The sequence below is a fragment of the Roseateles saccharophilus genome (assembly GCF_031458095.1).
Classification (GTDB): Bacteria; Pseudomonadota; Gammaproteobacteria; order Burkholderiales; family Burkholderiaceae_C; genus Pelomonas; species Pelomonas saccharophila_A.
Map to the genome: position 1 here is coordinate 99,612 of NZ_JAVDXU010000007.1, position 19,960 is coordinate 119,571.

The following is a 19,960-nucleotide window of genomic DNA, read 5'->3' on the forward strand; positions in this document are numbered from 1 at the left end:
CTCGGAGTGAGACACGCCCCCAAGCGACCCGCTGCGCTCTCGCTGCTGTCCCTATGACGAACACCATCCATCGCTCCTTCACGCCGCTTAACGCCGGCTGCACGCCGGGCTCATCAGGAAATACCGGGCAGCCGCGTCGCCCGAGCGACGCTGCATTGGGCTGCTTTGATGAGCACGGCGTGCAGCCGCGCGTCAGACGGGCAGCAGGTTCGATGAGTGGTGCTCGTGACAAGTCAGACGCGAGAGCGCAGCGGTTCGCTTCTTCCCGCGATGCCGCTGGTTGTTTTCGCGCGCCGCTGGTGGCGTCGTCGCAATCGAGTGCGGTTCAGGGCCTCTTCTTTGGTGACTTTCTTCTGGCCCCGCAGAAGAAAGTTACCCGGCCGCCGGGACGGACTCCCGGCAATGCAGCGAGCAAACGCGATTCAGGCAGAAGCATCTGATGCCTACCCCGACCACAGCGTGGCTCACAACCAAAGGATGGAAAGCCTTCCCCTTCCAGAAAACCGTCTGGAAGGAAATGAAAGCCGGCCACTCCGGCCTCCTCCACGCCACCACCGGCTCCGGCAAGACCTTGGCCGTCTGGCTCGGCGCACTGCAGGCCTTAGCCGACACCGAAGCGCCACTGACCGTCATCTGGGTGACCCCGATGCGCGCCCTGAGCCACGACACCCTGCTCGCCCTGCAAGACGCCGCCTCCACACTCGCTCCGCACTGGACCCTCGCCGCCCGCACCGGCGATACCTCGACCAGCGAACGCGCTTCCCAGCAACGCCGCTGGCCGACCGCCCTCGTCACCACGCCCGAGTCGCTGAGCCTGATGCTGTCCCGCGCCGACGCGCCCGACGTGCTCAAGCGCGTGCGCCTCGTCGTCGTCGACGAATGGCATGAGCTGCTGGGCAGCAAGCGCGGCGTGCAGTTGCAGCTTGCTTTGGCAAGGCTCAGGCATTGGAATCCGACGCTGATGACCTGGGGCTTGTCCGCCACTCTGGCCAATCTGGACGAAGCCCGCGATGCGCTGGCGCCGGGAGCCGTGCTGGTGCGCGGCGCCCAGGACAAGAAGATAGCCATCGACACCCTGCTGCCCCAGCGCATCGAGCGCTTCGCCTGGGGTGGCCATATGGGCCTGACCATGCTGCCGGCCGTCGTCGAGCTGATCGAGTCGGCCAACAGCAGCCTGGTGTTCACGAACACGCGCTCGCAAAGCGAACGCTGGTTCCAGGCGCTGCTGGATGCGCGGCCGGACTGGGCTGGCGCGATCGCCCTGCACCACGGCTCCATCGATGCCGAGCTGCGCCGCTGGGTGGAGGCGGCCATGAAGGCGGGCCAGCTCAAGGCCGTGGTCTGCACCGCCAGCCTCGACCTGGGCGTGGACTTCCTGCCGGTGGATCAGGTGCTGCAGATCGGCTCGGCCAAGGGCGTGGCCCGCCTGCTGCAGCGTGCCGGCCGCAGCGGCCATGCGCCGGGGCGGCGCTCCAAGGTCACCATGGTGCCGACGCACAGCCTGGAAATCGTCGAGGCCTCGGCCCTGCGCGCGGCCGTGGAGGCGGGCCGCATCGAGCCGCGGCATGCGCCGGCGGCGCCGCTGGACGTGCTGGTGCAGCACCTCGTGACGGTCGCGCTGGGCGGCGGCTTCAGACCGGAAGAGTTGCTGCCCGAGATCCGCACGGCGCCGTCGTACCGCAATCTCAGCGACGAGGCGTGGCAATGGGCGCTGGCCTTCGTGCGCCATGGCGGTGAAAGCCTGCGCGCCTACCCCGACTTCAGGCGCGTCGTGCCCGACGAAGAAGGCGTCTGGCGCGTGCCCGATACCCGCCTGGCGCGGCGCCACCGCAGCAATATCGGCACCATCGCGTCGGACGCGATGATGAACGTGCAGTTCCTCGGCGGCGGCCGCATCGCCAGCGTCGAGGAAAACTTCATCGCGCGACTCAAGCCGGGCGACGCCTTCCTGCTCGGAGGCCGGGCGCTGGAGCTGGTGCGCGTCGAGGGGCTGACCGCCTATGTGCGCGTCGGCAAACCCGGCCGCGCGCTGCTGCCGCGCTGGAATGGCGGCCAGTTCCCCATCTCCGACACACTGGCCGACGCGATGCTGGAGCGCTTCGACGAAGCGGCGCAGGGGCGCTATGCCGACAGGGAGATGCGCTTTGTGGCGCCACTGCTGAAGCTGCAGGCCGAGTGGTCGGCCCTGCCGGGACCGCAGCGGCTGCTGGCCGAGGTGCAGACCTCGTCGGACGGCCACCACCTCTTCCTCTATCCCTTTGCCGGCCGCACCGTGCACCTGGGCCTGGCCTGGCTGCTCGCCTGGCGCGTGGGGCGCGATACGCCGGCCACCTTCACCGTTGCCATCAATGAGTACGGCATGGAGCTGCTCAGCGCGACCGACGTGGACTGGGCCTCGCGCCTGCCGGGGCTGCTCGCGGCGGTGGATCGCCAAACGCTGCGCCAGGAGGTGCTGGCCAGCATCAACGCCAGCGAGCTGGCGCGGCGGCGCTTCCGGCAGATCGCGCGCATCTCGGGGCTGATCTTCCAGAGCCACCCCGGCGAGGCGCGCAGCCAGCGCCAGTTGCAGGCCTCAAGCTCGCTGTATTTCGATGTCTTTCGCCAGCACGACCCCGGCAACCGCCTGCTGCGCCAAGCCGAAGAGGAGCTGCTGTCGGCGGAGCTGGACGAGGACTCGCTGGCACGCACGCTGGACCGGCTGGCCTCGACCCCGCTGGACCTGCAGCGCCCGCCGCGGACCTCGCCGCTGGCCTTCCCGCTGCTGGTAGAAATGCTGCGCGAACGGGTGACGACAGAATCGCTGGCGCAGCGCCTCGCGCGCATGCTGGCAGAGCTGGAGGCGGCCGCTGGCGGCGGCGCAGCGCCGCAGGATGTGGGCGAGAAGCTGGCCTTTGGCCGGGAGAGCGACAAGTCAGCCAAGCGCGGTAACGCGCGAAGCAGGAGGCGCCGGTGAGTCTGAACATCGACGCGGCGGGCGAAACCCTATGGCTGCTGCCGGACGGAGCCGCCTGGTGGCCCACGGCGCGCATCCTCTTCGCTGCCGACCTGCATCTGGGCAAGGGGGCCGCCTTTCGCGCGCAGGGGCAAGCGGTGCCAGCCGGCACGAGCGCCAGGACGCTGCGGCGGCTGGAGGCGCTGGCGTCGTCGCATGGCGCGATCCGGCTCGTTGTGCTGGGCGACTTCTGGCACAGCGCGCAGGGACTGACGCCGGCGCTGCTGGAGGCCGTACAACGCTTTGCCAAACGGCTGCCCACCTCGCTGGTGCTGGGCAATCACGACAGGCGCATTCATCCCGCGGGTTTGCCGCTGGAGGCAGTCAGCACAGCACTCCATTTAGGTCCGCTGACCGCCGCACATGAACCGCCGCCACCCGGCACCCCGGGTTTCACGCTCGCGGGCCATTGGCATCCCGCCGTTGTCATCGGCAGCCGCGCCGGGGACCGGCTGCGGCGGCCCTGCTTTGTGCACTACCCACATGCACTGGTGCTGCCAGCCTTTGGTGGGCTCACCGGGGCGCTGACGCTGCGGCGCGCCGATCTCGTGCGCCATGGCGCTCAGGTGGCGGTGCTGGGCGACGCGGCCTTGCACTGGCTGCCTCTGCTGCGCCGCTGAGCATCAGACCTTGTGCTGAGGCGGTCCCTTGGGCGCCTCGCGTGCCGTGCCGTCCGGCTCACGGGCCGGTGGCTTGGCTTGCTTAGTCAGCGTCTGCCCCTGCGTGGCCTTGCTGGTGGCAAACTCGCTGGCAGTGTGCTGCACCGGGCCGGACTGGGCGTTGTGGCTGCGGCCGAGATGGGGCTTGCTCATGACGGTCCCCTTTCACTGCCAGTTGAGGCCGTAGTGGCCGTAGACCTCGCGGCCATAGTCTTCCGTGTAGACCGGCGGCTGGCCCCGGGCATAGCGCGGCGCCTCGGTCAGCAGGTCGCGGTCCAGGTTGACGACATAGCCGTCCTTGCTGGTGTCGTACTTCAGCAGGTCCCAGGGCAACGGGTAGCGGTCGGTGCCGATGCCGAGGAAGCCGCCGAACTCCAGGGCGGCATAGCGCACATGGCCGGTGCGCTTGTCGATGACGAGGTCGTCGATGGTGCCGAGCTTGTCGCCGGCGAGGTCGTAGACGGCCGTGCCTTCGACCTTGGACGACGCGATGGTGGGATGCAGGCTCATGGCGGCTCCTGGGAAGTGGAAGCTGGATTTCCACTGTGCACGCGCCGGGTTCGCCGCGTCGTCAGGCCAGGCTTGTCCCTCACGTAGGAGGAGGCTGACGATAGGCAAAGAAAAAGCCCGCACGAGGCGGGCTTGATCAGGCAGTCGGGAAGCGCTTATTCAGCGGCTTCGCCGGCGGTCTCGCCTTCGGGGCGGTCCACCAGTTCGACGAAGGCCATGGGGGCGTTGTCGCCGACGCGGAAGCCCATCTTCAGGATGCGGGTGTAGCCGCCCGGACGAGCCGCGAAGCGCGGGCCCAGCACGTTGAAGAGCTTGCTGACGATGTCGCGGTCGCGCAGGCGGTCGAAAGCCAGGCGGCGGTTGGCCAGCGTGGGTTCCTTGGCGAGCGTGATCAGGGGCTCAACGACGCGGCGCAGTTCCTTGGCCTTGGGGACCGTGGTCTTGATGGCTTCGTGCTCGAGCAGAGACACGCACATATTGCGCAGCATGGCAGCGCGGTGGGCGCTGGTGCGGTTGAGTTTGCGGAGGCCGTTACGGTGACGCATGGTGCTATTCCTTTCACTTCGTTAATGCCAGCAGCCGTATCAGGTACTGCCGGGTGCACCGAGCGGGGTTGGTCAGCACCCCGCCCATTTCTTCAATTTCTCAGCGCTGGATCAGCGCTTGTCCAGACCTTGCGGCGGCCAGTTTTCCAGGCGGGCGCCCAGAGTCAGGCCACGCGAAGCGAGGACTTCCTTGATTTCGTTGAGCGACTTGCGACCCAGGTTGGGGGTCTTCAGCAGCTCGGTCTCGGTACGCTGGATCAGGTCGCCGATGTAGTAGATGTTTTCGGCCTTCAGGCAGTTGGCCGAACGCACGGTCAGTTCGAGCTCGTCGACCGGGCGCAGCAGGATCGGGTCGAAGCTGCTGGAGCGCTGGGCCGGCTGGTCGAAGGCGTCGACCAGGTCGGTGCCTTGCAGTTGGGCAAACACGGCGAGCTGTTCAACCAGGATCTTGGCCGAAGCACGGATCGCTTCCTCGGGCGAGATGGCGCCGTTGGTTTCGATCTCCATGACCAGCTTGTCCAGGTCGGTACGCTGCTCGACGCGGGCGTTTTCGACGGCGTAGCTGACGCGCTTGACGGGCGAGAACGAGGCGTCCAGGACGATGCGACCGATGCTCTTGGTCGGCTCGTCGCCGAAGCGGCGCATCGTGCCGGGCACATAGCCGCGGCCCTTCTCGACCTTGATCTGCATGTCCAGCTTGCCGCCTTGCGACAGATGGGCAATGACGTGCTCGGGATTGATGATCTCGACGTCGTGCGGAGTCTGGATGTCGGCGGCGGTGACGGGGCCTTCGCCTTCCTTGCGCAGGACCAGGGTCACTTCTTCACGGTTGTGCAGGCGGAAGACGACGCCCTTGAGGTTCAGCATGATGTGAACCACGTCCTCTTGCACGCCGTCGATGGCCGAGTACTCGTGCAGCACGCCGGCGATCGTCACTTCCGTCGGCGCATAACCCACCATCGACGAGAGCAGCACACGGCGCAGGGCATTGCCCAGGGTGTGGCCGTAGCCGCGTTCGAACGGCTCCAGCGTGACCTTGGCGCGATGACCGCCCAGGGGCTCCACGTTGATGGACTTGGGTTTGAGCAAGTTGGTTTGCATGAGGTCTTTCTTTCAATACCCTCGGTTCGTTACACCGATAAGGCTGAGGACCAGCCGGGCAGAGCCTACGAGGGGCAAATGCCCGGACGAGGAAACGCCGACCGCGCCCAAAGCAGGCGTGGTCGGCGGGGGGAAACATTAACGCGAGTACAACTCGACGATCAGCGATTCGTTGATCTCGGCGCCGAACTCATCGCGGTCCGGGGCCTTCTTGAACACGCCTTCGAGCTTCGTGCCGTCGACGCTGACCCAAGCCGGCAGGCCGATGGAGTCGGCCAGCTTGAAGGCTTCGGTGACGCGCAGCTGCTTCTTGGCCTTGTCGCGCACGGCGACGGTGTCACCGGCCTTGACCAGGTAGGAGGCGATGTTGACGACCTCGCCGTTCACCGTCACGCCCTTGTGCGAAACCAGCTGACGGGCTTCTGCGCGGGTGGAGCCGAAGCCCATGCGATAAACGACGTTGTCCAGGCGCGATTCCAGCAGTTGCAGCAGGTTCACGCCGGTCGAGCCCTTGCGGCGCTCGGCTTCGGCGAAGTAGCGGCGGAACTGACGCTCCAGCACGCCGTACATGCGCTTGACCTTCTGCTTTTCACGCAGTTGCAGGCCGAAGTCAGACGTGCGCTGACCCGAGGTGCGGCCGTGCTGGCCGGGCTTGCTGTCGAACTTGGCCTTGTCGCTGATGGCGCGGCGGGCGCTCTTCAGGTAGAGGTCGGTGCCTTCGCGGCGGGAAAGTTTGGCCTTGGGGCCGAGGTAGCGTGCCACTTTGAGTGTCCTTGTTCAATCTGACGCCAGGCCCCGCTGAGGGTTGCTGACGCGAGTCCAGCCGGTGTTTTTATGGGCTTGGACGGTGGGCTTATGAGTGCGACTTCGAATGAAGCCGACTCAAGACTGAAGCCGGCGCGGCACAAAGTGCCCGCCGGCTCCGGGAAAACGCGCGATTATCGCACTGTCATCCGAATCTGCAATATCCCTGTCACCGAGGGGTGAATGGGCTTAGATACGGCGACGCTTCTGCGGACGGCAGCCGTTGTGCGGCACAGGCGTCACGTCAGAGATCGAGTTGATGCGGATGCCCAGAGCTGCCAGAGCACGCACCGACGACTCGCGACCCGGGCCCGGGCCCTTGATCTTGACGTCGAGGTTCTTGATGCCTTGCTCTTGAGCCGCACGGCCAGCCACTTCAGCCGCCACCTGGGCTGCGAAGGGGGTCGACTTGCGCGAGCCCTTGAAGCCTTGGCCACCCGACGAAGCCCAGGACAGGGCGCCGCCTTGACGGTCGGTGATGGTGATGATGGTGTTGTTGAACGAGGCGTGGACGTGCGCGATGCCGTCAGCAACGTTCTTGCGGACCTTCTTGCGAACACGCTGAGCCGCCGAATTGTTGGGAGCCTTTGCCATATTGACCTTCTTTCAGTTCGGGCAGCTTACTTCTTGCCGGTCGCAGCCGACTTGCGCGGACCCTTGCGGGTGCGGGCATTCGTACGGGTGCGTTGACCGCGCATCGGCAGGCCACGGCGGTGACGGAAACCGCGGTAGCAACCGAGGTCCATCAGACGCTTGATGTTGATGGACTGCTCACGGCGCAGGTCACCCTCGATGGTCAGTTTGTTGACTTCGTCGCGGATCTTTTCGAGATCGCCGTCAGTCAGGTCCTTGACCTTCTTTTCGAACGGAATGCCGCAGTTCGTGCAGATCTTCTGAGCGGTCGTACGGCCAATGCCGTAGATCGAGGTCAGGCCGATCTCAGTGTGCTTTTGCGGCGGAATGTTGATACCAGCAATACGTGCCATGGTGGTCCTCTAGTCCTGTCGTGCGGCCAATTAGCCCTGGCGCTGCTTGTGGCGCGGGTCGGTGCAGATCACACGCACCACGCCCTTGCGGCGGATGATCTTGCAATTGCGGCACATCTGCTTCACGGATGCCGAAACTTTCATGGTCTGCTCCTTGGCCTAACTCTTTTTGCGCTCTTGACGCGTCCGGGGGTTCAAACAGCTCACTTCGCCCGGAACACGATGCGAGCACGACTCAAATCGTAGGGTGTCAGTTCAACGGTCACCTTGTCGCCAGGCAGGATGCGGATGTAGTGCATCCGCATCTTGCCGGAGATGTGACCGAGCACGACATGCCCGTTCTCCAACTTCACACGAAACGTAGCGTTGGGGAGGTTCTCCAGAATCTCGCCCTGCATCTGAATGACGTCGTCTTTCGCCATGCCGTACGTTTGAAGTGTGGGTTGTTGAATTCAATCTTGGTTAACGATCAGCTCTCAGTCCTCAGGACTTGAAGCTGGCCTTCTTCAGCAGTGATTCGTACTGCTGACTCATGATGTAGCTCTGCACCTGGGCCCAGAAGTCCATCGTCACGACGACGATGATCAACAGGGACGTGCCACCGAAGTAGAACGGAACGTTGTACTTCAGCGTCAGGAACTCGGGCAGCAAGCAGACCAGCGTGATGTACACCGCACCGGCCAGCGTCAGCCGCGACAGGATCTTGTCGATGTGCTTGGCAGTCTGCTCACCCGGACGGATGCCCGGGATGAAGGCGCCACTCTTCTTCAGGTTGTCTGCGGTCTCACGGCTGTTGAACACCAGCGCCGTGTAGAAGAAGCAGAAGAACACGATGGCGGCCGAGTACAGCAGCACATAGATCGGCTGACCCGGGCTCACCGCACCGGCCAGATCCTTCAGCCAGCGCAGGCCGTCGCCCGTCGCGAACCAGCTCACCACCGTGGTCGGCAGCAGGATGATGGACGAGGCAAAGATCGGCGGGATCACACCCGACATGTTCAGCTTCAGCGGCAGGTGCGACGACTGGCCGCCGTAGACCTTGTTGCCGACCTGGCGCTTCGCATAGTTCACGAGGATCTTGCGTTGGCCGCGTTCGACGAAGACCACGGCATAGGTCACCAGCACCACCAGCGTGATCACCACCAGCGCCGAGCCGTAACCCATAGCACCGGTACGCACCAGTTCGAACAGGCCACCGATCGCACCCGGCAGACCCGCGGCGATACCGCCGAAGATCAGGATCGAGATGCCGTTGCCCAGACCACGCTCGGTGATCTGCTCACCCAGCCACATCAGGAACATCGTGCCGGCCACCAGGCTGGACACCGCCGTCAGGCGGAAGCCGAAGCCGGGGTTCAGCACCAGGCCGGCGGAGCCTTCCAGCGCCAGCGCGATCGACAGGCTCTGGAACAGAGCCAGGCCCAGCGTCGCATAACGCGTGTACTGGGTGATCTTGCGGCGCCCCGCTTCGCCTTCCTTCTTCAGCTGCTCCAGCGTCGGCACGACGTAAGTCATCAGCTGCAGAACGATGGACGCCGAGATATAAGGCGTGATGCCCAACGCGAACACGGTGAAGCGCGACAGCGCGCCGCCCGAGAACATGTTGAACAGGCTCAGGATGCCACCGGCCTGACCCTTGAAGAATTGGGCCAGCTGGTTCGGGTCGATACCGGGCACGGGGATATGCGCCCCGATGCGGTAGACGACCAGAGCCAGCAGCAGGAACACAAGCCGGCGACGCAGGTCACCGAACTTGCCGCTCTTGGCCAGCTGATTCGCGTTGGTAGCCACGCTGAGTCAGTTCCTTGTGCGCTGAGATTTAAGCGACCGAGCCGCCAGCCGCCTCGATGGCCGCCTTGGCGCCCTTCGTGGCGTTCACGCCCTTCAGCGTGACCTTGCGCTCGATGGAGCCGGACAGGATCAGCTTGACCGACTTGGCCAGCTGGGGCACCAGGCCGACAGCCTTCAGCGTCGACACGTCGATCTCTTCGCCAGCCAGACCTTGCAGGTCCGACAGCGTGATCTCGGCGTTGTACTTCAGCGTCAGCGACTTGAAGCCACGCTTGGGCAGGCGACGCTGCAGGGGCATCTGGCCGCCTTCGAAGCCGACCTTGTGGTAGCCACCGGCGCGGGACTTCTGGCCCTTGTGGCCGCGACCTGCGGTCTTGCCCAGGCCGGAGCCGATGCCACGGCCGACACGGCGCTTGGCATGCTTGGCGCCCTCTGCGGGCTTGATCGTGTTGAGTTCCATCACAGCACCTGAACCAGGTAGGCGATCTTGTTGATCATGCCGCGCACGGCGGGCGTGTCTTCCAGCGTGCTCTGGCTGTTCAGCTTGCGCAGACCCAGGCCGACCACGGTGGCACGGTGCGAGGCGCGGCAGCCGATGGGGCTACGCACCAGCTTGACCGTCACGGTTTTCTTGTCAGACATGTTGTGCTCCGCGATCAGTTGAAGATTTCTTCAACCGTCTTGCCGCGCTTGGCAGCGACAGAGGCCGGCGTGGTCGAACGCTTCAGAGCGTCCAGCGTGGCGCGGACCATGTTGTAGGGGTTCGTCGAACCGTGGCTCTTGGTCACGATGTCGGTCACGCCCATCACTTCGAAGACAGCACGCATCGGGCCGCCGGCGATGACGCCGGTACCGGCAGGAGCCGGAGCCATGATGACGTGAGCTGCACCGTGCTCGCCGACCACGTTGTGGTGGATGGTGCCGTTCTTCAGGCTGACCTTGACCATGTTGCGGCGGGCCGATTCCATGGCCTTCTGCACGGCGACCGGCACTTCCTTGGCCTTGCCCTTGCCCATGCCGATGCGGCCATCGCCATCACCAACAACAGTCAGAGCGGCGAAGGACAGCGTACGGCCACCCTTCACAACCTTGGTCACGCGGTTGACCGCGATCATCTTTTCCTTCAGGCCGTCGTCGTTGCCTTCAGCCTGAGCGCCGCGGGGTTGAAACTTTGCCATTTCTTATTCCTTGATGCGTCAGAACTGCAGGCCGGCTTCGCGGGCTGCTTCGGCCAGGGCCTTGACACGACCGTGATAGGCGAAACCCGAGCGGTCGAAAGCGACCTTCTCGACGCCAGCAGCCTTGGCCTTCTCGGCGATCAGCTTGCCGACCAGCGTGGCGGCAGCGACGTTGCCGCCGTTGCTGTTGAGCTGTTCGCGGACCGACTTCTCGGCCGTGGAGGCTGCAGCCAACACCTTGCCGCCATCTTCCGAGACGACTTGGGCGTAGATGTGCAGATTGGAGCGGAACACCGTCAGACGGGCCACGCGCTGGATCGCAATGCGAGCGCGGGTCTGGCGCGAACGACGCAGGCGTTGTTCTTTCTTGGTCATCATGGCGCTGCTCCTTACTTCTTCTTGGTCTCTTTGATGGTGACCTTCTCATCCGAATAACGGATGCCCTTGCCCTTGTAGGGCTCGGGAGGACGGAAGGCACGCACCTCAGCGGCGATCTGGCCGACGACCTGGCGGTCAGCACCCTTGATGACGATTTCCGTCTGGGTGGGGCACTCGACCTTGATGCCGGCCGGCATGTCCTTCACCACGGGGTGAGAGAAACCGATCTGCAGGTTGAGCTTCTGGCCCTGTGCCTGGGCGCGAAAACCCACGCCGACCAGGTTCAGCTTCTTCTCGAAGCCCTTGCTGACGCCGTTGACCATATTGGCCACCAGGGCGCGCATCGTGCCGCTCATCGCATCGGCTTCGGCCGAGTCGTTGGTAGGCACGAAGCTCAGCTTGCCGGCTTCGTTCTTGACGGTGACGAGCTTGTTCGCCGGACGCACCAGCGTGCCGAGCGAGCCCTTGACGCTGATCGACTCAGCAGCGACGGTCACATCCACGCCTTGCGGGACGTTGACCGGCATTTTTCCAACGCGGGACATTGTTCCTACTCCTTCGCTTAGGCGACGTAGCAGAGGACCTCGCCACCGATACCGGCAGCGCGGGCCTTGCGGTCCGTCATGACGCCTTGCGGGGTCGTCACAATCGCCACGCCCAGGCCATTCATGACCTGAGGAATGTCGTGGCGGCCCTTGTAGATGCGCAGGCCGGGGCGGCTGACACGCTCGATGCGCTCGATGACCGGACGGCCAGCGTAGTACTTCAGCGAGATTTCCAGCTCCGGACGGGCGGCTTCGCCACGCACGGCGAAGTCGTCGATATAGCCTTCGTCCTTCAGGACCTTGGCAATCGCCACCTTCAGCTTGGACGACGGCATTGCAACGCTCGTCTTTTCGACGATCTGCGCGTTGCGGATGCGGGTCAGCATATCGGCGATGGGATCACTCATGCTCATTTGCGAATACTCCTATCGGCCGATTACCAGCTGGCCTTGACGACACCGGGGATGTCGCCCTTGAAGGCCAGTTCACGAATCTTGTTACGGGCCAGGCCGAACTTGCGGAAGGTGCCGCGCGGACGACCGGTCAGCTCGCAGCGGTTGCGCAGGCGAGTGGGGTAGGCATTGCGGGGCAGCTTTTGCAGCTCGAGGCGGGCGGCGTAGCGCTCTTCCTCGGACTTCTTGCTGTCGTCGATGATGGCCTTCAGTTCCGCGTACTTCTTGGCGAACTTGGCGACCAGCGCCTCGCGCTTCAGCTCACGTTGTTTGATCGAGAGTTTTGCCACGATTCACCTCAGTTCTTGAACGGAAACTTGAACGCAGCCAGCAGAGCCTTGGCTTCGTCGTCCGTCTTGGCAGTCGTCGTGATGCTGATGTTCAGACCACGCAGAGCATCCACCTTGTCGTACTCGATCTCGGGGAAGATGATTTGCTCTTTGACGCCGATGTTGTAGTTGCCACGGCCGTCGAAGGAGCGACCGGAGATACCACGGAAGTCACGAACGCGCGGCAGCGCGATCGTCACGAAGCGGTCCAGGAATTCATACATCTGGACGCCACGCAGGGTGACCATCGCGCCGATGGGCACGCCGTCACGGATCTTGAAGCCTGCGATGGCCTTCTTGGACTTGGTAACCACGGGCTTCTGGCCAGCGATCTTGGTCAGGTCGCCCACGGCGTGGTCCATGACCTTCTTGTCGGCGACGGCCTCGCTCACGCCCATGTTGAGCGTGATCTTGGTGATGCGGGGCACCTCCATGACCGACTTGTAGCCGAACTTCTCGACCAGGCCGGGCACGATTTTTTCGCGGTAATGCGTTTGCAGACGAGCCATGACGACCTCTTAAGCCTTGATCTCTTCGCCGGTCGACTTGAACACGCGCACCCGCTTGCCGTCGACGAGCTTGACGCCCACGCGATCGGCCTTGCCGGAAGCGGCGTTGAAGATCGCCACGTTGGATTGATGGATGGGCATGGTCTTGTCGACGACGCCGCCGGTGGTGCCCTTCATGGGGTTGGGCTTGACGTGCTTCTTGACGACATTGATGCCGTCAACGACCACATGGTCTTCGTCAGTGCGGGCGGACACGGTGCCGCGCTTACCCTTGTCGCGGCCGGTCAGCACAATGACCTGGTCGCCGGTACGAATCTTGTTCATGGCTTACCTCAGACAGTGGGGGCTCAAAGCACCTCGGGCGCCAGCGACACGATCTTCATGAAGCGCTCGGTACGCAGTTCACGCGTGACCGGGCCGAAGATGCGGGTGCCGATGGGCTCCAGCTTGGCATTGAGCAGCACGGCGGCATTGCCGTCGAACTTGACGAGCGAGCCGTCCTGGCGGCGCACGCCCTTGGCCGTACGCACGACCACGGCGCTGTAGACCTCGCCCTTCTTCACGCGACCACGCGGGGCAGCTTCTTTGATGCTGACCTTGATGATGTCGCCGATGTGGGCGTAGCGACGCTTGGAGCCGCCCAGCACCTTGATGCACTGAACGGACTTGGCGCCAGTGTTGTCCGCGACATCAAGCCGCGATTGCATTTGGATCATGTCTGTCCCCAACTTGCCCCGAGTTGCAGCGAGCTGCGCGTCGGTCAGTCTTGGGCCCGTAAGTCAAACAGCTCAGGCATTGCGCCTTTGCTGCCCAACGGTTGAGGGCGGATCCGAAGCCAGCATGGGCGCTTGCGTAGCAAGTGCACTGGCGTTCGGCGAAGCTGCGCATTATGCAGTGAGAACCCTTGGGGCGTCAATGCCTGTCGCAGAAGTTTTTGCAGGGCCGGCAGTTGCAGACCCGCAGCGGCGCCTGTTGGTTCAGGCAGCCTTGGCTTGCGCCAGCATCGTGGCCGCGTCGCTGACCTCGAACTTGCCGGGGCCCTCGACGTTCAGCGTCTTGACGACGCCGTCCTTGACCAGCATGGAGTAGCGCTGCGAACGCACACCCATACCCTTGGCGGTCAGGTCCAGCGTCAGGCCAGTGGCGTTGGCGAAGGCGGCGCTGCCGTCGGCCATCATGCGCACCTTGCCGGCCGTCTTCTGGTCACGGCCCCAGGCGCCCATGACAAAGGCGTCGTTGACGGACACGCACCAGATCTCGTCGACACCGGCGGCCTTGAGCGCTTCAGCAGACTCCACATAGCCAGGCACATGCTTGGCCGAGCAGGTCGGCGTGAACGCACCGGGCAGCGCAAAGATGGCGATGGTCTTGCCGGCCGTGGCCTTCTCGATGTCGAAGCTGTTGGGGCCCAGGGTGCAGCCCTCGCCTTCCACTTCGATGAATTCCTGCAGGCTGCCCGCGGGCAGCTTGTCGCCAACCTTGATCATGGTGTCGCTCCTGATTGAGTGTTCTTCAAACAAAAAACCGGCGCGCCAGTTGCCCAGCGTGCCGGTTGTGCAGCGGTCATGCGACCGGTGTCTTCTTAGACGATCTCGGCCTTCTGGACCAGACGGGTCACGACCCAGCTCTTGGTCTTGGAGATCGGACGACCTTCGGCGATCTCGACCACGTCGCCCATCTTGTACTCGCCCTTTTCGTCATGGGCGTGGTACTTGCGGGAACGGGCCACGATCTTGCCGTAGAGCTCGTGCTTGGCGCGACGCTCGACCAGGACGGTGACCGTCTTGGCGCGCTTGTCGCTGACCACGCGGCCCACCAGGGTGCGCGTGTTCTTGGCTTGGACTTGGGCCTCAGTCATTTCGTGGCCTCCTTCTTCTTTTGTGCCAGGACGGTCTTGGCACGCGCGATGTCGCGGCGGGTCTTGCCCAGCTGGCTGTGGTTGGTCAGCTGCTGGGTGGCCTTTTGCATGCGCAGGCCGAAGTGGGCCTTCAGCAGGTCGGTCACTTCCTTCTCGAGGGCAGCGACATCCTTGGCGCGGAGTTCAGATGCTTTCATGGTGTCCTTCCTCAGGTACCGACCTGGCGGGCCACGAAGGTGCACTTCAGCGGCAGCTTGGCAGCGGCCAGCGTGAAGGCTTCACGAGCGAGTTGCTCGGGAACGCCGTTGACCTCGTAGATGACCTTGCCCGGCTGGATCTCGGCGACGTAGTACTCGGGGTTGCCCTTGCCGTTACCCATCCGGACTTCGGCGGGCTTTTGCGAGATGGGCTTGTCCGGGAACACGCGGATGAAGATCCGGCCGCCACGCTTGATGTGGCGCGAGATCGCGCGGCGAGCCGCTTCGATCTGGCGGGCCGTCAGACGGCCGCGCTCGGTGGCCTTGAGGCCGAAATCACCGAAAGACACCGCAGCGCCTCGGGTCGCAACACCAGTGTTGCGGCCCTTCTGCTCCTTGCGGTATTTACGACGAGCGGGTTGCAGCATGCTTATTCTCCTTTGGCCTCACCGGCGGCAGGGACCTTGCGGACCACGCGCTTGCCGGCGGGCTTGGCTGCGTCACCCGTGGGGGCGGCGGCAGCGGGCTGATCTGCTCCGTCACGCGGGCCACGGTCGCCACCCGGGCGGCCACGGCCACCGGGAGCGCCCGGACGGGCGTTACGGCGCGGGCGACGATCGTCTTCGGCGCCTGCGGGGGTGTTGATGACCGGAGCCTCGCCATTGGCAAGACGGTCACCGCGGTAGACCCAGACCTTGACGCCGATGACGCCATAGGTGGTCTTGGCTTCGGAGAAGCCGTAGTCGATGTCGGCCTTCAGGGTGTGCAGGGGCACACGACCTTCGCGATACCACTCCGTACGAGCGATTTCGATGCCGTTCAGACGACCAGCGCTCATGATCTTGATGCCCTGGGCACCCAGACGCATGGCGTTCTGCATCGCGCGCTTCATGGCGCGGCGGAACATGATGCGCTTTTCGAGCTGCTGGGTGATCGAGTCGGCGATCAGCTGGGCATCGACTTCAGGCTTGCGCACTTCTTCGATGTTGACGGCGACGGGCACGCCCAGACGCTTGGTCAGCTCAGCCTTCAGCGCTTCGATGTCCTCACCCTTCTTGCCGATCACGACGCCCGGACGAGCCGAGAAGATCGTGATGCGGGCGTTCTTGGCGGGGCGCTCGATCAGGATGCGCGAAACGGCGGCATTCTTGAGCTTGGCCTTCAGGTAGTCGCGAACCTGCAGATCTTCAGCCAGCATCGTGGCGAAGTTCTGGTTGTTCGCGTACCAGCGCGAAGCCCAGTTACGGGTGACAGGAAGGCGGAAGCCAACCGGATGGATTTTTTGTCCCATAGTCTTCTTGCGCCTTAGTTGCCGACAGCCACGAAGATGTGGCAGGTGGGCTTGCTGATGCGATTGCCGCGGCCCTTGGCGCGAGCCGAGAAGCGCTTCAGCGTGGCACCTTGCTCGACGTAGATCGAGGTGACCTTGAGTTCATCAATGTCAGCGCCGTCGTTGTGCTCGGCGTTGGCGATGGCGCTTTCCAGCGCCTTCTTGATGATGACGGCCGCCTTCTTCTGGGTGAATTCCAGGATGTTGAGGGCGTGGTCCACCTTCTTGCCGCGGATCAGGTCAGCCACGAGGCGGCCCTTGTCACACGAGAGGCGAACGCCGCGAACGATTGCTTTGGTTTCCATCGTTGGCATCCTTACTTCTTCCCGGCCTTCTTGTCGGCCGGGTGGCCCTTGAAGGTGCGGGTCAGTGCGAATTCACCCAGCTTGTGACCGACCATCTGGTCAGACACATAGACCGGCACGTGCTGCTTGCCGTTGTGCACGGCGATCGTCAGACCGATGAACTCGGGCAGAATCGTCGAGCGGCGCGACCAGGTCTTGATGGGCTTCTTGTCTTTGATGGCAACAGCCTTGTCGACCTTGGCCATCAGATGGTGGTCAACGAAGGGGCCCTTCTTCAGCGAACGAGTCATGGCCTAGCCCTTACTTCTTGCGACGCGAGACGATGAACGTCTGCGTGCGCTTGTTGTTGCGAGTGCGGTAGCCCTTCGTCAGGGTGTTCCACGGCGACACAGGGACCTGGCCCTCGCCAGTGCGGCCTTCGCCACCACCGTGCGGGTGATCCACCGGGTTCATGGCGACGCCACGAACGGTCGGGCGGATGCCCTTCCAGCGGATCGCGCCAGCCTTGCCGTATTGACGCAGGCTGTGCTCTTCGTTGCTCACTTCACCGATGGTGGCGCGGCAGTCGATGTGCACGCGGCGGACTTCGCCGGAGCGCAGACGGATCTGGGCGTAGACGCCTTCGCGAGCCATCAGGACGGCAGAGGTGCCGGCCGAACGGATCATCTGGGCACCCTTGCCAGGCTGCAGCTCGATGCAGTGGATGGTCGAACCCACCGGGATGTTGCGGATCGGCAGCGTGTTGCCAGCCTTGATCGGCGCTTCCGAGCCGCTCAGGATGGTGGAACCCACTTCCAGACCGCGCGGGGCGATCACGTAGCGGCGCTCGCCGTCGGCGTACACCACCAGCGCGATGTGGGCGGTGCGGTTCGGGTCGTACTCGATGGTCTCGACCTTGGCCGGAATGCCGTCCTTGTTGCGCTTGAAGTCGACTACGCGGTAGTGGTGCTTGTGACCACCGCCCTTGTGGCGAATCGTGATGTGACCGTTGTTGTTACGGCCCGAGTTCTGGATTTGGGGCTCGAGCAGGGCTGCATGGGGCGCGCCCTTGTGCAGGTGCTTGTGCACCACCTTGACGACGCCACGGCGACCGGGCGAAGTAGGCTTGATTTTGACGATGGCCATTTACGCGGCCTCCCCGGAGAAATTGAGCTCTTGACCGGCCTTGAGGGCCACATAGGCCTTCTTGACATGGTCACGGCGGCCGGCACGGCCACCAAAGCGCTTCGTCTTGCCCTTGACCTGGACGACGTTGACCGACTCGACCTCGACCTTGAACATCAGTTCAACAGCGGCCTTGATCTCCGGCTTGGTAGCGTCGCGCAGGACCTTGAACAGGACCTGGTTGTGCTTCTCGGCAACTTGCGTGGCCTTCTCGGACACGATGGGCGCGAGCAGCACGGAGGCCAGACGGCCTTCGGAATACTTGGGGGCGCTCATGCCAGCATCTCCTTGAGTTGCTCGACCGCAGCCTTGGTCACCAGCACCTTCTTGTAGAAGACGAGGGACAGCGGGTCGGCGTAGCGCGGCTCGACGACCAGCACATTGGCCAGGTTGCGCGAAGCCAGCAGCAGGTTGTCATCCACGACGTCGGAGATGACCAGCACCGAGTCCAGGCCCATGGCCTTGAACTTGGCGGCCAGCAGCTTGGTCTTGGGGGCTTCGACCGAGATCGAGTCCACCACGGCCAGGCGGCCTTCGCGGGCCAGCTGCGACAGGATCGCAGCCATGCCGGCGCGGTACATCTTCTTGTTCAGCTTGTGCGAGAAGTTCTCGTCAGGCATGTTCGGGAAGATGCGACCGCCCCCGCGCCACAGCGGCGACGAGGTCATACCGGCGCGAGCGCGGCCGGTGCCCTTCTGGCGGAAAGGCTTCTTGGTCGAGTGATGGACCTGTTCACGGTCCTTCTGGGCGCGGGTGCCTTGGCGGGCGTTGGCCTGGAAGGCCACGACCACCTGGTGCACCAGGGCTTCGTTGTAGTCGCGAGCGAAGATGGTGTCAGGCGCGTCCACCTTGGCGGTGGCCTGACCCTGCTCGTTCAGGAGCTCGAGCTGCATCAGTTGGCTCCCTTCTTGACTTTGACCTTGACGGCCGGGCGAACGACGATGTGGCCGTTCTTGGAACCCGGGACCGCACCGCGGACCAGCAGCAGTTGACGAGCTTCGTCAACGCGCACGATGTCCAGGTTCTGGGTGGTGACGGTTTCGTCGCCCATGTGGCCGGTCATCTTCTTGCCCGGGAACACACGGCCCGGGTCCTGCGCCATCGAGATCGAGCCCGGCACGTTGTGCGAACGGCTGTTGCCGTGCGACGCGCGCTGCGAGCTGAAGTTGTGGCGCTTGATGGTGCCTGCGAAGCCCTTGCCGATGGACGTGCCCTGCACGTCGACCAGCTGGCCGGCGGCGAACAACGTCACCGGAACGGTCGCGCCAGCCTTGTACTGGGCAGCGACGTCGGCTTCGACGCGGAATTCCTTGAGGATTTCACCGGCTTCGACACCCGCCTTGGCGAGGTGGCCGGCTTCGGGCTTGGTGACGCGCGAAGCTTTGCGCGTACCGAACGCCACCTGGATGGCGCTGTAGCCGTCGGTCTCTTGGGTCTTGACCTGGGTCACGCGGTTGTTGGACACGTCCAGCACCGTCACGGGAATGGCATCGCCATCGTCCGTGAAGATGCGCATCATGCCCACCTTGCGGCCCAGCAAACCGAGACGGTTGCTCAGACTCATGTTTTTCTCCAGCCCCCTCGGCTCTCGCTTTGGAAGCTATTGCGAACACCCGACATCGATTGGCCGGGCTGACCTGTGCGGCGCCTTTCAAGAAGAGAACTTCTTGCGAAACACCGCGCGAATAACCGAGCAGGCAGGAGCCAACCCGGAAAAGCTGGCGAGTATAGCCTGCGGGATAGCCCTGATGCAAGCGTTAGCCCGCCTCAACGCACAAAAGACAAGGCCCCGGCCTGTCGAGACAGGGCCGGGGCCTTGGGATCGCAAGCCAGAGACTTGGGAATGCCTGGGAATTACTGCAGCTTGATTTCGACGTCGACGCCGGCGGGCAGGTCGAGCTTCATCAGCGCGTCGACCGTCTTGTCGGTCGGGTCGACGATATCCATCAGGCGCTGATGGGTGCGGATCTCGAACTGGTCGCGGCTCGTCTTGTTGACGTGGGGCGAACGCAGGATGTCGAAACGCTCCATGCGCGTCGGTAGGGGCACGGGGCCCTTGACGATGGCGCCGGTGCGCTTGGCGGTCTCGACGATTTCGAGGGCCGATTGGTCGATCAGCTTGTAATCAAACGCCTTCAGGCGGATGCGGATCTTTTGCTTTTGCATGACGGTTCCTTAAAGAGCAGGTGGTGAGCACCGGGCGGGAGCCGCCCGGCACACGTCACGCAGTGATTACTCGAGGATCGTGGCGACGACGCCCGAACCGACGGTACGGCCACCTTCACGGATGGCGAAGCGCAGACCCGTTTCCATGGCGATCGGAGCGA

Annotated in this window: 36 protein-coding genes; 3 read left to right on the forward strand and 33 right to left on the reverse strand. The window is 64.0% G+C overall.

Going from position 1 to position 19,960, the window contains the following annotated elements; genetic code table 11:
- Positions 1 to 53: 53 nt before the first annotated feature.
- From J2X20_RS28500 to pdeM, 3 genes are read left to right on the forward strand one after another with little or no spacing between them, the layout of a single operon-like run.
- Positions 54 to 440 carry a hypothetical protein gene (locus tag J2X20_RS28500; protein WP_310272991.1) on the forward strand — a complete coding sequence of 129 codons (387 nt, stop codon included), beginning with the start codon at positions 54 to 56 and terminating at the stop codon, positions 438 to 440.
- A complete protein-coding gene (locus J2X20_RS28505; RefSeq protein WP_310272993.1) occupies positions 440 to 2,953 on the forward strand; it encodes a ligase-associated DNA damage response DEXH box helicase in 2,514 nt (837 codons plus the stop codon). The genes J2X20_RS28500 and J2X20_RS28505 overlap by 1 nt, the downstream gene beginning before the upstream one ends.
- Positions 2,950 to 3,612 carry a ligase-associated DNA damage response endonuclease PdeM gene (pdeM, locus tag J2X20_RS28510; protein WP_310272994.1) on the forward strand — a complete coding sequence of 221 codons (663 nt, stop codon included), beginning with the start codon at positions 2,950 to 2,952 and terminating at the stop codon, positions 3,610 to 3,612. Before J2X20_RS28505 ends, pdeM begins: the two co-directional genes overlap by 4 nt.
- A 3-nt stretch (positions 3,613 to 3,615) precedes the next feature.
- Here pdeM and J2X20_RS28515 read toward each other — a convergent pair whose 3' ends face one another.
- The 33 genes from J2X20_RS28515 to J2X20_RS28675 all read right to left on the reverse strand — a co-directional run.
- The gene (locus J2X20_RS28515) at positions 3,616 to 3,804 is read right to left on the reverse strand and encodes a hypothetical protein (RefSeq protein WP_310272996.1); all 189 of its coding nucleotides are present in this window, start codon (positions 3,802 to 3,804) and stop codon (positions 3,616 to 3,618) included.
- A 12-nt stretch (positions 3,805 to 3,816) separates the two neighbouring features.
- The gene (locus J2X20_RS28520) at positions 3,817 to 4,161 is read right to left on the reverse strand and encodes a PRC-barrel domain-containing protein (RefSeq protein ID WP_310272998.1); all 345 of its coding nucleotides are present in this window, start codon (positions 4,159 to 4,161) and stop codon (positions 3,817 to 3,819) included.
- A gap of 155 nt (positions 4,162 to 4,316) precedes the next feature.
- Entirely contained in the window at positions 4,317 to 4,706 is a 390-nt protein-coding gene (gene rplQ, locus J2X20_RS28525; protein ID WP_310273000.1) for a 50S ribosomal protein L17, read from the reverse strand.
- A gap of 111 nt (positions 4,707 to 4,817) precedes the next feature.
- Entirely contained in the window at positions 4,818 to 5,807 is a 990-nt protein-coding gene (locus J2X20_RS28530) for a DNA-directed RNA polymerase subunit alpha (RefSeq protein WP_056194188.1), read from the reverse strand.
- 138 nt (positions 5,808 to 5,945) lie between these two features.
- A complete protein-coding gene (gene rpsD, locus J2X20_RS28535; protein WP_310273003.1) occupies positions 5,946 to 6,569 on the reverse strand; it encodes a 30S ribosomal protein S4 in 624 nt (207 codons plus the stop codon).
- A gap of 231 nt (positions 6,570 to 6,800) precedes the next feature.
- Positions 6,801 to 7,205 carry a 30S ribosomal protein S11 gene (gene rpsK / locus J2X20_RS28540; protein WP_056194196.1) on the reverse strand — a complete coding sequence of 135 codons (405 nt, stop codon included), beginning with the start codon at positions 7,203 to 7,205 and terminating at the stop codon, positions 6,801 to 6,803.
- Positions 7,206 to 7,231: 26 nt separating this feature from the next.
- Entirely contained in the window at positions 7,232 to 7,597 is a 366-nt protein-coding gene (gene rpsM / locus J2X20_RS28545) for a 30S ribosomal protein S13 (protein WP_310273014.1), read from the reverse strand.
- 30 nt (positions 7,598 to 7,627) lie between these two features.
- A complete protein-coding gene (gene rpmJ / locus J2X20_RS28550) occupies positions 7,628 to 7,741 on the reverse strand; it encodes a 50S ribosomal protein L36 (RefSeq protein ID WP_056194202.1) in 114 nt (37 codons plus the stop codon).
- Between the two features lie 59 nt (positions 7,742 to 7,800).
- Entirely contained in the window at positions 7,801 to 8,019 is a 219-nt protein-coding gene (gene infA / locus J2X20_RS28555; RefSeq protein ID WP_009855680.1) for a translation initiation factor IF-1, read from the reverse strand.
- 61 nt (positions 8,020 to 8,080) lie between these two features.
- Complete coding sequence (secY, locus tag J2X20_RS28560; protein WP_310273027.1) at positions 8,081 to 9,388, reverse strand: preprotein translocase subunit SecY; 1,308 nt, start codon at positions 9,386 to 9,388, stop codon at positions 8,081 to 8,083.
- Between the two features lie 28 nt (positions 9,389 to 9,416).
- Positions 9,417 to 9,848 (reverse strand): 50S ribosomal protein L15, encoded by a 432-nt coding sequence (gene rplO, locus J2X20_RS28565; RefSeq protein ID WP_310273030.1) that lies wholly within the window; start codon positions 9,846 to 9,848, stop codon positions 9,417 to 9,419.
- Positions 9,848 to 10,030, reverse strand: coding sequence for a 50S ribosomal protein L30 (rpmD, locus tag J2X20_RS28570; protein ID WP_056877725.1), 183 nt, complete (start codon positions 10,028 to 10,030; stop codon positions 9,848 to 9,850). Before rpmD ends, rplO begins: the two co-directional genes overlap by 1 nt.
- A gap of 14 nt (positions 10,031 to 10,044) precedes the next feature.
- Positions 10,045 to 10,566 (reverse strand): 30S ribosomal protein S5, encoded by a 522-nt coding sequence (gene rpsE / locus J2X20_RS28575; protein ID WP_056194212.1) that lies wholly within the window; start codon positions 10,564 to 10,566, stop codon positions 10,045 to 10,047.
- 18 nt (positions 10,567 to 10,584) lie between these two features.
- The gene (gene rplR, locus J2X20_RS28580; RefSeq protein WP_310273035.1) at positions 10,585 to 10,944 is read right to left on the reverse strand and encodes a 50S ribosomal protein L18; all 360 of its coding nucleotides are present in this window, start codon (positions 10,942 to 10,944) and stop codon (positions 10,585 to 10,587) included.
- A gap of 11 nt (positions 10,945 to 10,955) precedes the next feature.
- Positions 10,956 to 11,489 carry a 50S ribosomal protein L6 gene (gene rplF / locus J2X20_RS28585; RefSeq protein WP_310273037.1) on the reverse strand — a complete coding sequence of 178 codons (534 nt, stop codon included), beginning with the start codon at positions 11,487 to 11,489 and terminating at the stop codon, positions 10,956 to 10,958.
- A gap of 17 nt (positions 11,490 to 11,506) precedes the next feature.
- Entirely contained in the window at positions 11,507 to 11,902 is a 396-nt protein-coding gene (gene rpsH, locus J2X20_RS28590) for a 30S ribosomal protein S8 (RefSeq protein WP_088484489.1), read from the reverse strand.
- Between the two features lie 23 nt (positions 11,903 to 11,925).
- Positions 11,926 to 12,231 carry a 30S ribosomal protein S14 gene (gene rpsN, locus J2X20_RS28595; RefSeq protein ID WP_233374013.1) on the reverse strand — a complete coding sequence of 102 codons (306 nt, stop codon included), beginning with the start codon at positions 12,229 to 12,231 and terminating at the stop codon, positions 11,926 to 11,928.
- A gap of 8 nt (positions 12,232 to 12,239) precedes the next feature.
- Entirely contained in the window at positions 12,240 to 12,779 is a 540-nt protein-coding gene (gene rplE / locus J2X20_RS28600; RefSeq protein WP_132576749.1) for a 50S ribosomal protein L5, read from the reverse strand.
- A 9-nt stretch (positions 12,780 to 12,788) separates the two neighbouring features.
- Complete coding sequence (gene rplX / locus J2X20_RS28605) at positions 12,789 to 13,103, reverse strand: 50S ribosomal protein L24 (RefSeq protein ID WP_310273042.1); 315 nt, start codon at positions 13,101 to 13,103, stop codon at positions 12,789 to 12,791.
- A 23-nt stretch (positions 13,104 to 13,126) separates the two neighbouring features.
- A complete protein-coding gene (rplN, locus tag J2X20_RS28610) occupies positions 13,127 to 13,495 on the reverse strand; it encodes a 50S ribosomal protein L14 (protein ID WP_056194233.1) in 369 nt (122 codons plus the stop codon).
- Between the two features lie 261 nt (positions 13,496 to 13,756).
- Entirely contained in the window at positions 13,757 to 14,266 is a 510-nt protein-coding gene (locus J2X20_RS28615; protein WP_310273044.1) for a peroxiredoxin, read from the reverse strand.
- 95 nt (positions 14,267 to 14,361) lie between these two features.
- Entirely contained in the window at positions 14,362 to 14,637 is a 276-nt protein-coding gene (rpsQ, locus tag J2X20_RS28620; RefSeq protein WP_310273046.1) for a 30S ribosomal protein S17, read from the reverse strand.
- Positions 14,634 to 14,834 (reverse strand): 50S ribosomal protein L29, encoded by a 201-nt coding sequence (rpmC, locus tag J2X20_RS28625; protein ID WP_310273048.1) that lies wholly within the window; start codon positions 14,832 to 14,834, stop codon positions 14,634 to 14,636. The genes rpsQ and rpmC overlap by 4 nt, the downstream gene beginning before the upstream one ends.
- A gap of 11 nt (positions 14,835 to 14,845) precedes the next feature.
- Positions 14,846 to 15,262: a 50S ribosomal protein L16 gene (rplP, locus tag J2X20_RS28630; protein WP_088484481.1), complete on the reverse strand. Its 417-nt coding sequence runs from the start codon at positions 15,260 to 15,262 to the stop codon at positions 14,846 to 14,848.
- A 2-nt stretch (positions 15,263 to 15,264) separates the two neighbouring features.
- Entirely contained in the window at positions 15,265 to 16,125 is an 861-nt protein-coding gene (gene rpsC / locus J2X20_RS28635) for a 30S ribosomal protein S3 (protein WP_310273051.1), read from the reverse strand.
- Between the two features lie 14 nt (positions 16,126 to 16,139).
- A complete protein-coding gene (gene rplV, locus J2X20_RS28640) occupies positions 16,140 to 16,469 on the reverse strand; it encodes a 50S ribosomal protein L22 (protein ID WP_056194291.1) in 330 nt (109 codons plus the stop codon).
- A gap of 11 nt (positions 16,470 to 16,480) precedes the next feature.
- The gene (rpsS, locus tag J2X20_RS28645; RefSeq protein ID WP_056194250.1) at positions 16,481 to 16,759 is read right to left on the reverse strand and encodes a 30S ribosomal protein S19; all 279 of its coding nucleotides are present in this window, start codon (positions 16,757 to 16,759) and stop codon (positions 16,481 to 16,483) included.
- Between the two features lie 10 nt (positions 16,760 to 16,769).
- Positions 16,770 to 17,594, reverse strand: coding sequence for a 50S ribosomal protein L2 (gene rplB, locus J2X20_RS28650; protein ID WP_310273055.1), 825 nt, complete (start codon positions 17,592 to 17,594; stop codon positions 16,770 to 16,772).
- Positions 17,595 to 17,909 carry a 50S ribosomal protein L23 gene (gene rplW / locus J2X20_RS28655; RefSeq protein WP_056194256.1) on the reverse strand — a complete coding sequence of 105 codons (315 nt, stop codon included), beginning with the start codon at positions 17,907 to 17,909 and terminating at the stop codon, positions 17,595 to 17,597.
- A complete protein-coding gene (rplD, locus tag J2X20_RS28660) occupies positions 17,906 to 18,526 on the reverse strand; it encodes a 50S ribosomal protein L4 (RefSeq protein ID WP_119046635.1) in 621 nt (206 codons plus the stop codon). The genes rplW and rplD overlap by 4 nt, the downstream gene beginning before the upstream one ends.
- Positions 18,526 to 19,197 carry a 50S ribosomal protein L3 gene (gene rplC, locus J2X20_RS28665; RefSeq protein ID WP_310273060.1) on the reverse strand — a complete coding sequence of 224 codons (672 nt, stop codon included), beginning with the start codon at positions 19,195 to 19,197 and terminating at the stop codon, positions 18,526 to 18,528. The genes rplD and rplC overlap by 1 nt, the downstream gene beginning before the upstream one ends.
- A 290-nt stretch (positions 19,198 to 19,487) precedes the next feature.
- Positions 19,488 to 19,799 carry a 30S ribosomal protein S10 gene (gene rpsJ, locus J2X20_RS28670; RefSeq protein ID WP_056194266.1) on the reverse strand — a complete coding sequence of 104 codons (312 nt, stop codon included), beginning with the start codon at positions 19,797 to 19,799 and terminating at the stop codon, positions 19,488 to 19,490.
- 66 nt (positions 19,800 to 19,865) lie between these two features.
- A partial coding sequence (locus J2X20_RS28675; protein ID WP_088486379.1) for an EF-Tu C-terminal domain-related protein occupies positions 19,866 to 19,960 on the reverse strand: 95 nt, incomplete at its 5' end.

Coding starts and splice junctions, on each gene's coding strand:
- J2X20_RS28500 (WP_310272991.1), top strand. CDS start 54: ATGACGAACACCATCCATCGCTCCTTCACGCCGCTTAACGCCGGCTGC.
- J2X20_RS28505 (WP_310272993.1), top strand. CDS start 440: ATGCCTACCCCGACCACAGCGTGGCTCACAACCAAAGGATGGAAAGCC.
- J2X20_RS28515 (WP_310272996.1), bottom strand. CDS start 3,804: ATGAGCAAGCCCCATCTCGGCCGCAGCCACAACGCCCAGTCCGGCCCG.
- J2X20_RS28520 (WP_310272998.1), bottom strand. CDS start 4,161: ATGAGCCTGCATCCCACCATCGCGTCGTCCAAGGTCGAAGGCACGGCC.
- rplQ (WP_310273000.1), bottom strand. CDS start 4,706: ATGCGTCACCGTAACGGCCTCCGCAAACTCAACCGCACCAGCGCCCAC.
- J2X20_RS28530 (WP_056194188.1), bottom strand. CDS start 5,807: ATGCAAACCAACTTGCTCAAACCCAAGTCCATCAACGTGGAGCCCCTG.
- rpsK (WP_056194196.1), bottom strand. CDS start 7,205: ATGGCAAAGGCTCCCAACAATTCGGCGGCTCAGCGTGTTCGCAAGAAG.
- rpsM (WP_310273014.1), bottom strand. CDS start 7,597: ATGGCACGTATTGCTGGTATCAACATTCCGCCGCAAAAGCACACTGAG.
- rpmJ (WP_056194202.1), bottom strand. CDS start 7,741: ATGAAAGTTTCGGCATCCGTGAAGCAGATGTGCCGCAATTGCAAGATC.
- infA (WP_009855680.1), bottom strand. CDS start 8,019: ATGGCGAAAGACGACGTCATTCAGATGCAGGGCGAGATTCTGGAGAAC.
- rplO (WP_310273030.1), bottom strand. CDS start 9,848: ATGGAACTCAACACGATCAAGCCCGCAGAGGGCGCCAAGCATGCCAAG.
- rpmD (WP_056877725.1), bottom strand. CDS start 10,030: ATGTCTGACAAGAAAACCGTGACGGTCAAGCTGGTGCGTAGCCCCATC.
- rpsE (WP_056194212.1), bottom strand. CDS start 10,566: ATGGCAAAGTTTCAACCCCGCGGCGCTCAGGCTGAAGGCAACGACGAC.
- rplR (WP_310273035.1), bottom strand. CDS start 10,944: ATGATGACCAAGAAAGAACAACGCCTGCGTCGTTCGCGCCAGACCCGC.
- rplF (WP_310273037.1), bottom strand. CDS start 11,489: ATGTCCCGCGTTGGAAAAATGCCGGTCAACGTCCCGCAAGGCGTGGAT.
- rpsH (WP_088484489.1), bottom strand. CDS start 11,902: ATGAGCATGAGTGATCCCATCGCCGATATGCTGACCCGCATCCGCAAC.
- rplE (WP_132576749.1), bottom strand. CDS start 12,779: ATGGCTCGTCTGCAAACGCATTACCGCGAAAAAATCGTGCCCGGCCTG.
- rplX (WP_310273042.1), bottom strand. CDS start 13,103: ATGAACAAGATTCGTACCGGCGACCAGGTCATTGTGCTGACCGGCCGC.
- rplN (WP_056194233.1), bottom strand. CDS start 13,495: ATGATCCAAATGCAATCGCGGCTTGATGTCGCGGACAACACTGGCGCC.
- J2X20_RS28615 (WP_310273044.1), bottom strand. CDS start 14,266: ATGATCAAGGTTGGCGACAAGCTGCCCGCGGGCAGCCTGCAGGAATTC.
- rpsQ (WP_310273046.1), bottom strand. CDS start 14,637: ATGACTGAGGCCCAAGTCCAAGCCAAGAACACGCGCACCCTGGTGGGC.
- rpmC (WP_310273048.1), bottom strand. CDS start 14,834: ATGAAAGCATCTGAACTCCGCGCCAAGGATGTCGCTGCCCTCGAGAAG.
- rplP (WP_088484481.1), bottom strand. CDS start 15,262: ATGCTGCAACCCGCTCGTCGTAAATACCGCAAGGAGCAGAAGGGCCGC.
- rpsC (WP_310273051.1), bottom strand. CDS start 16,125: ATGGGACAAAAAATCCATCCGGTTGGCTTCCGCCTTCCTGTCACCCGT.
- rplV (WP_056194291.1), bottom strand. CDS start 16,469: ATGGAAACCAAAGCAATCGTTCGCGGCGTTCGCCTCTCGTGTGACAAG.
- rpsS (WP_056194250.1), bottom strand. CDS start 16,759: ATGACTCGTTCGCTGAAGAAGGGCCCCTTCGTTGACCACCATCTGATG.
- rplB (WP_310273055.1), bottom strand. CDS start 17,594: ATGGCCATCGTCAAAATCAAGCCTACTTCGCCCGGTCGCCGTGGCGTC.
- rplW (WP_056194256.1), bottom strand. CDS start 17,909: ATGAGCGCCCCCAAGTATTCCGAAGGCCGTCTGGCCTCCGTGCTGCTC.
- rplD (WP_119046635.1), bottom strand. CDS start 18,526: ATGCAGCTCGAGCTCCTGAACGAGCAGGGTCAGGCCACCGCCAAGGTG.
- rplC (WP_310273060.1), bottom strand. CDS start 19,197: ATGAGTCTGAGCAACCGTCTCGGTTTGCTGGGCCGCAAGGTGGGCATG.
- rpsJ (WP_056194266.1), bottom strand. CDS start 19,799: ATGCAAAAGCAAAAGATCCGCATCCGCCTGAAGGCGTTTGATTACAAG.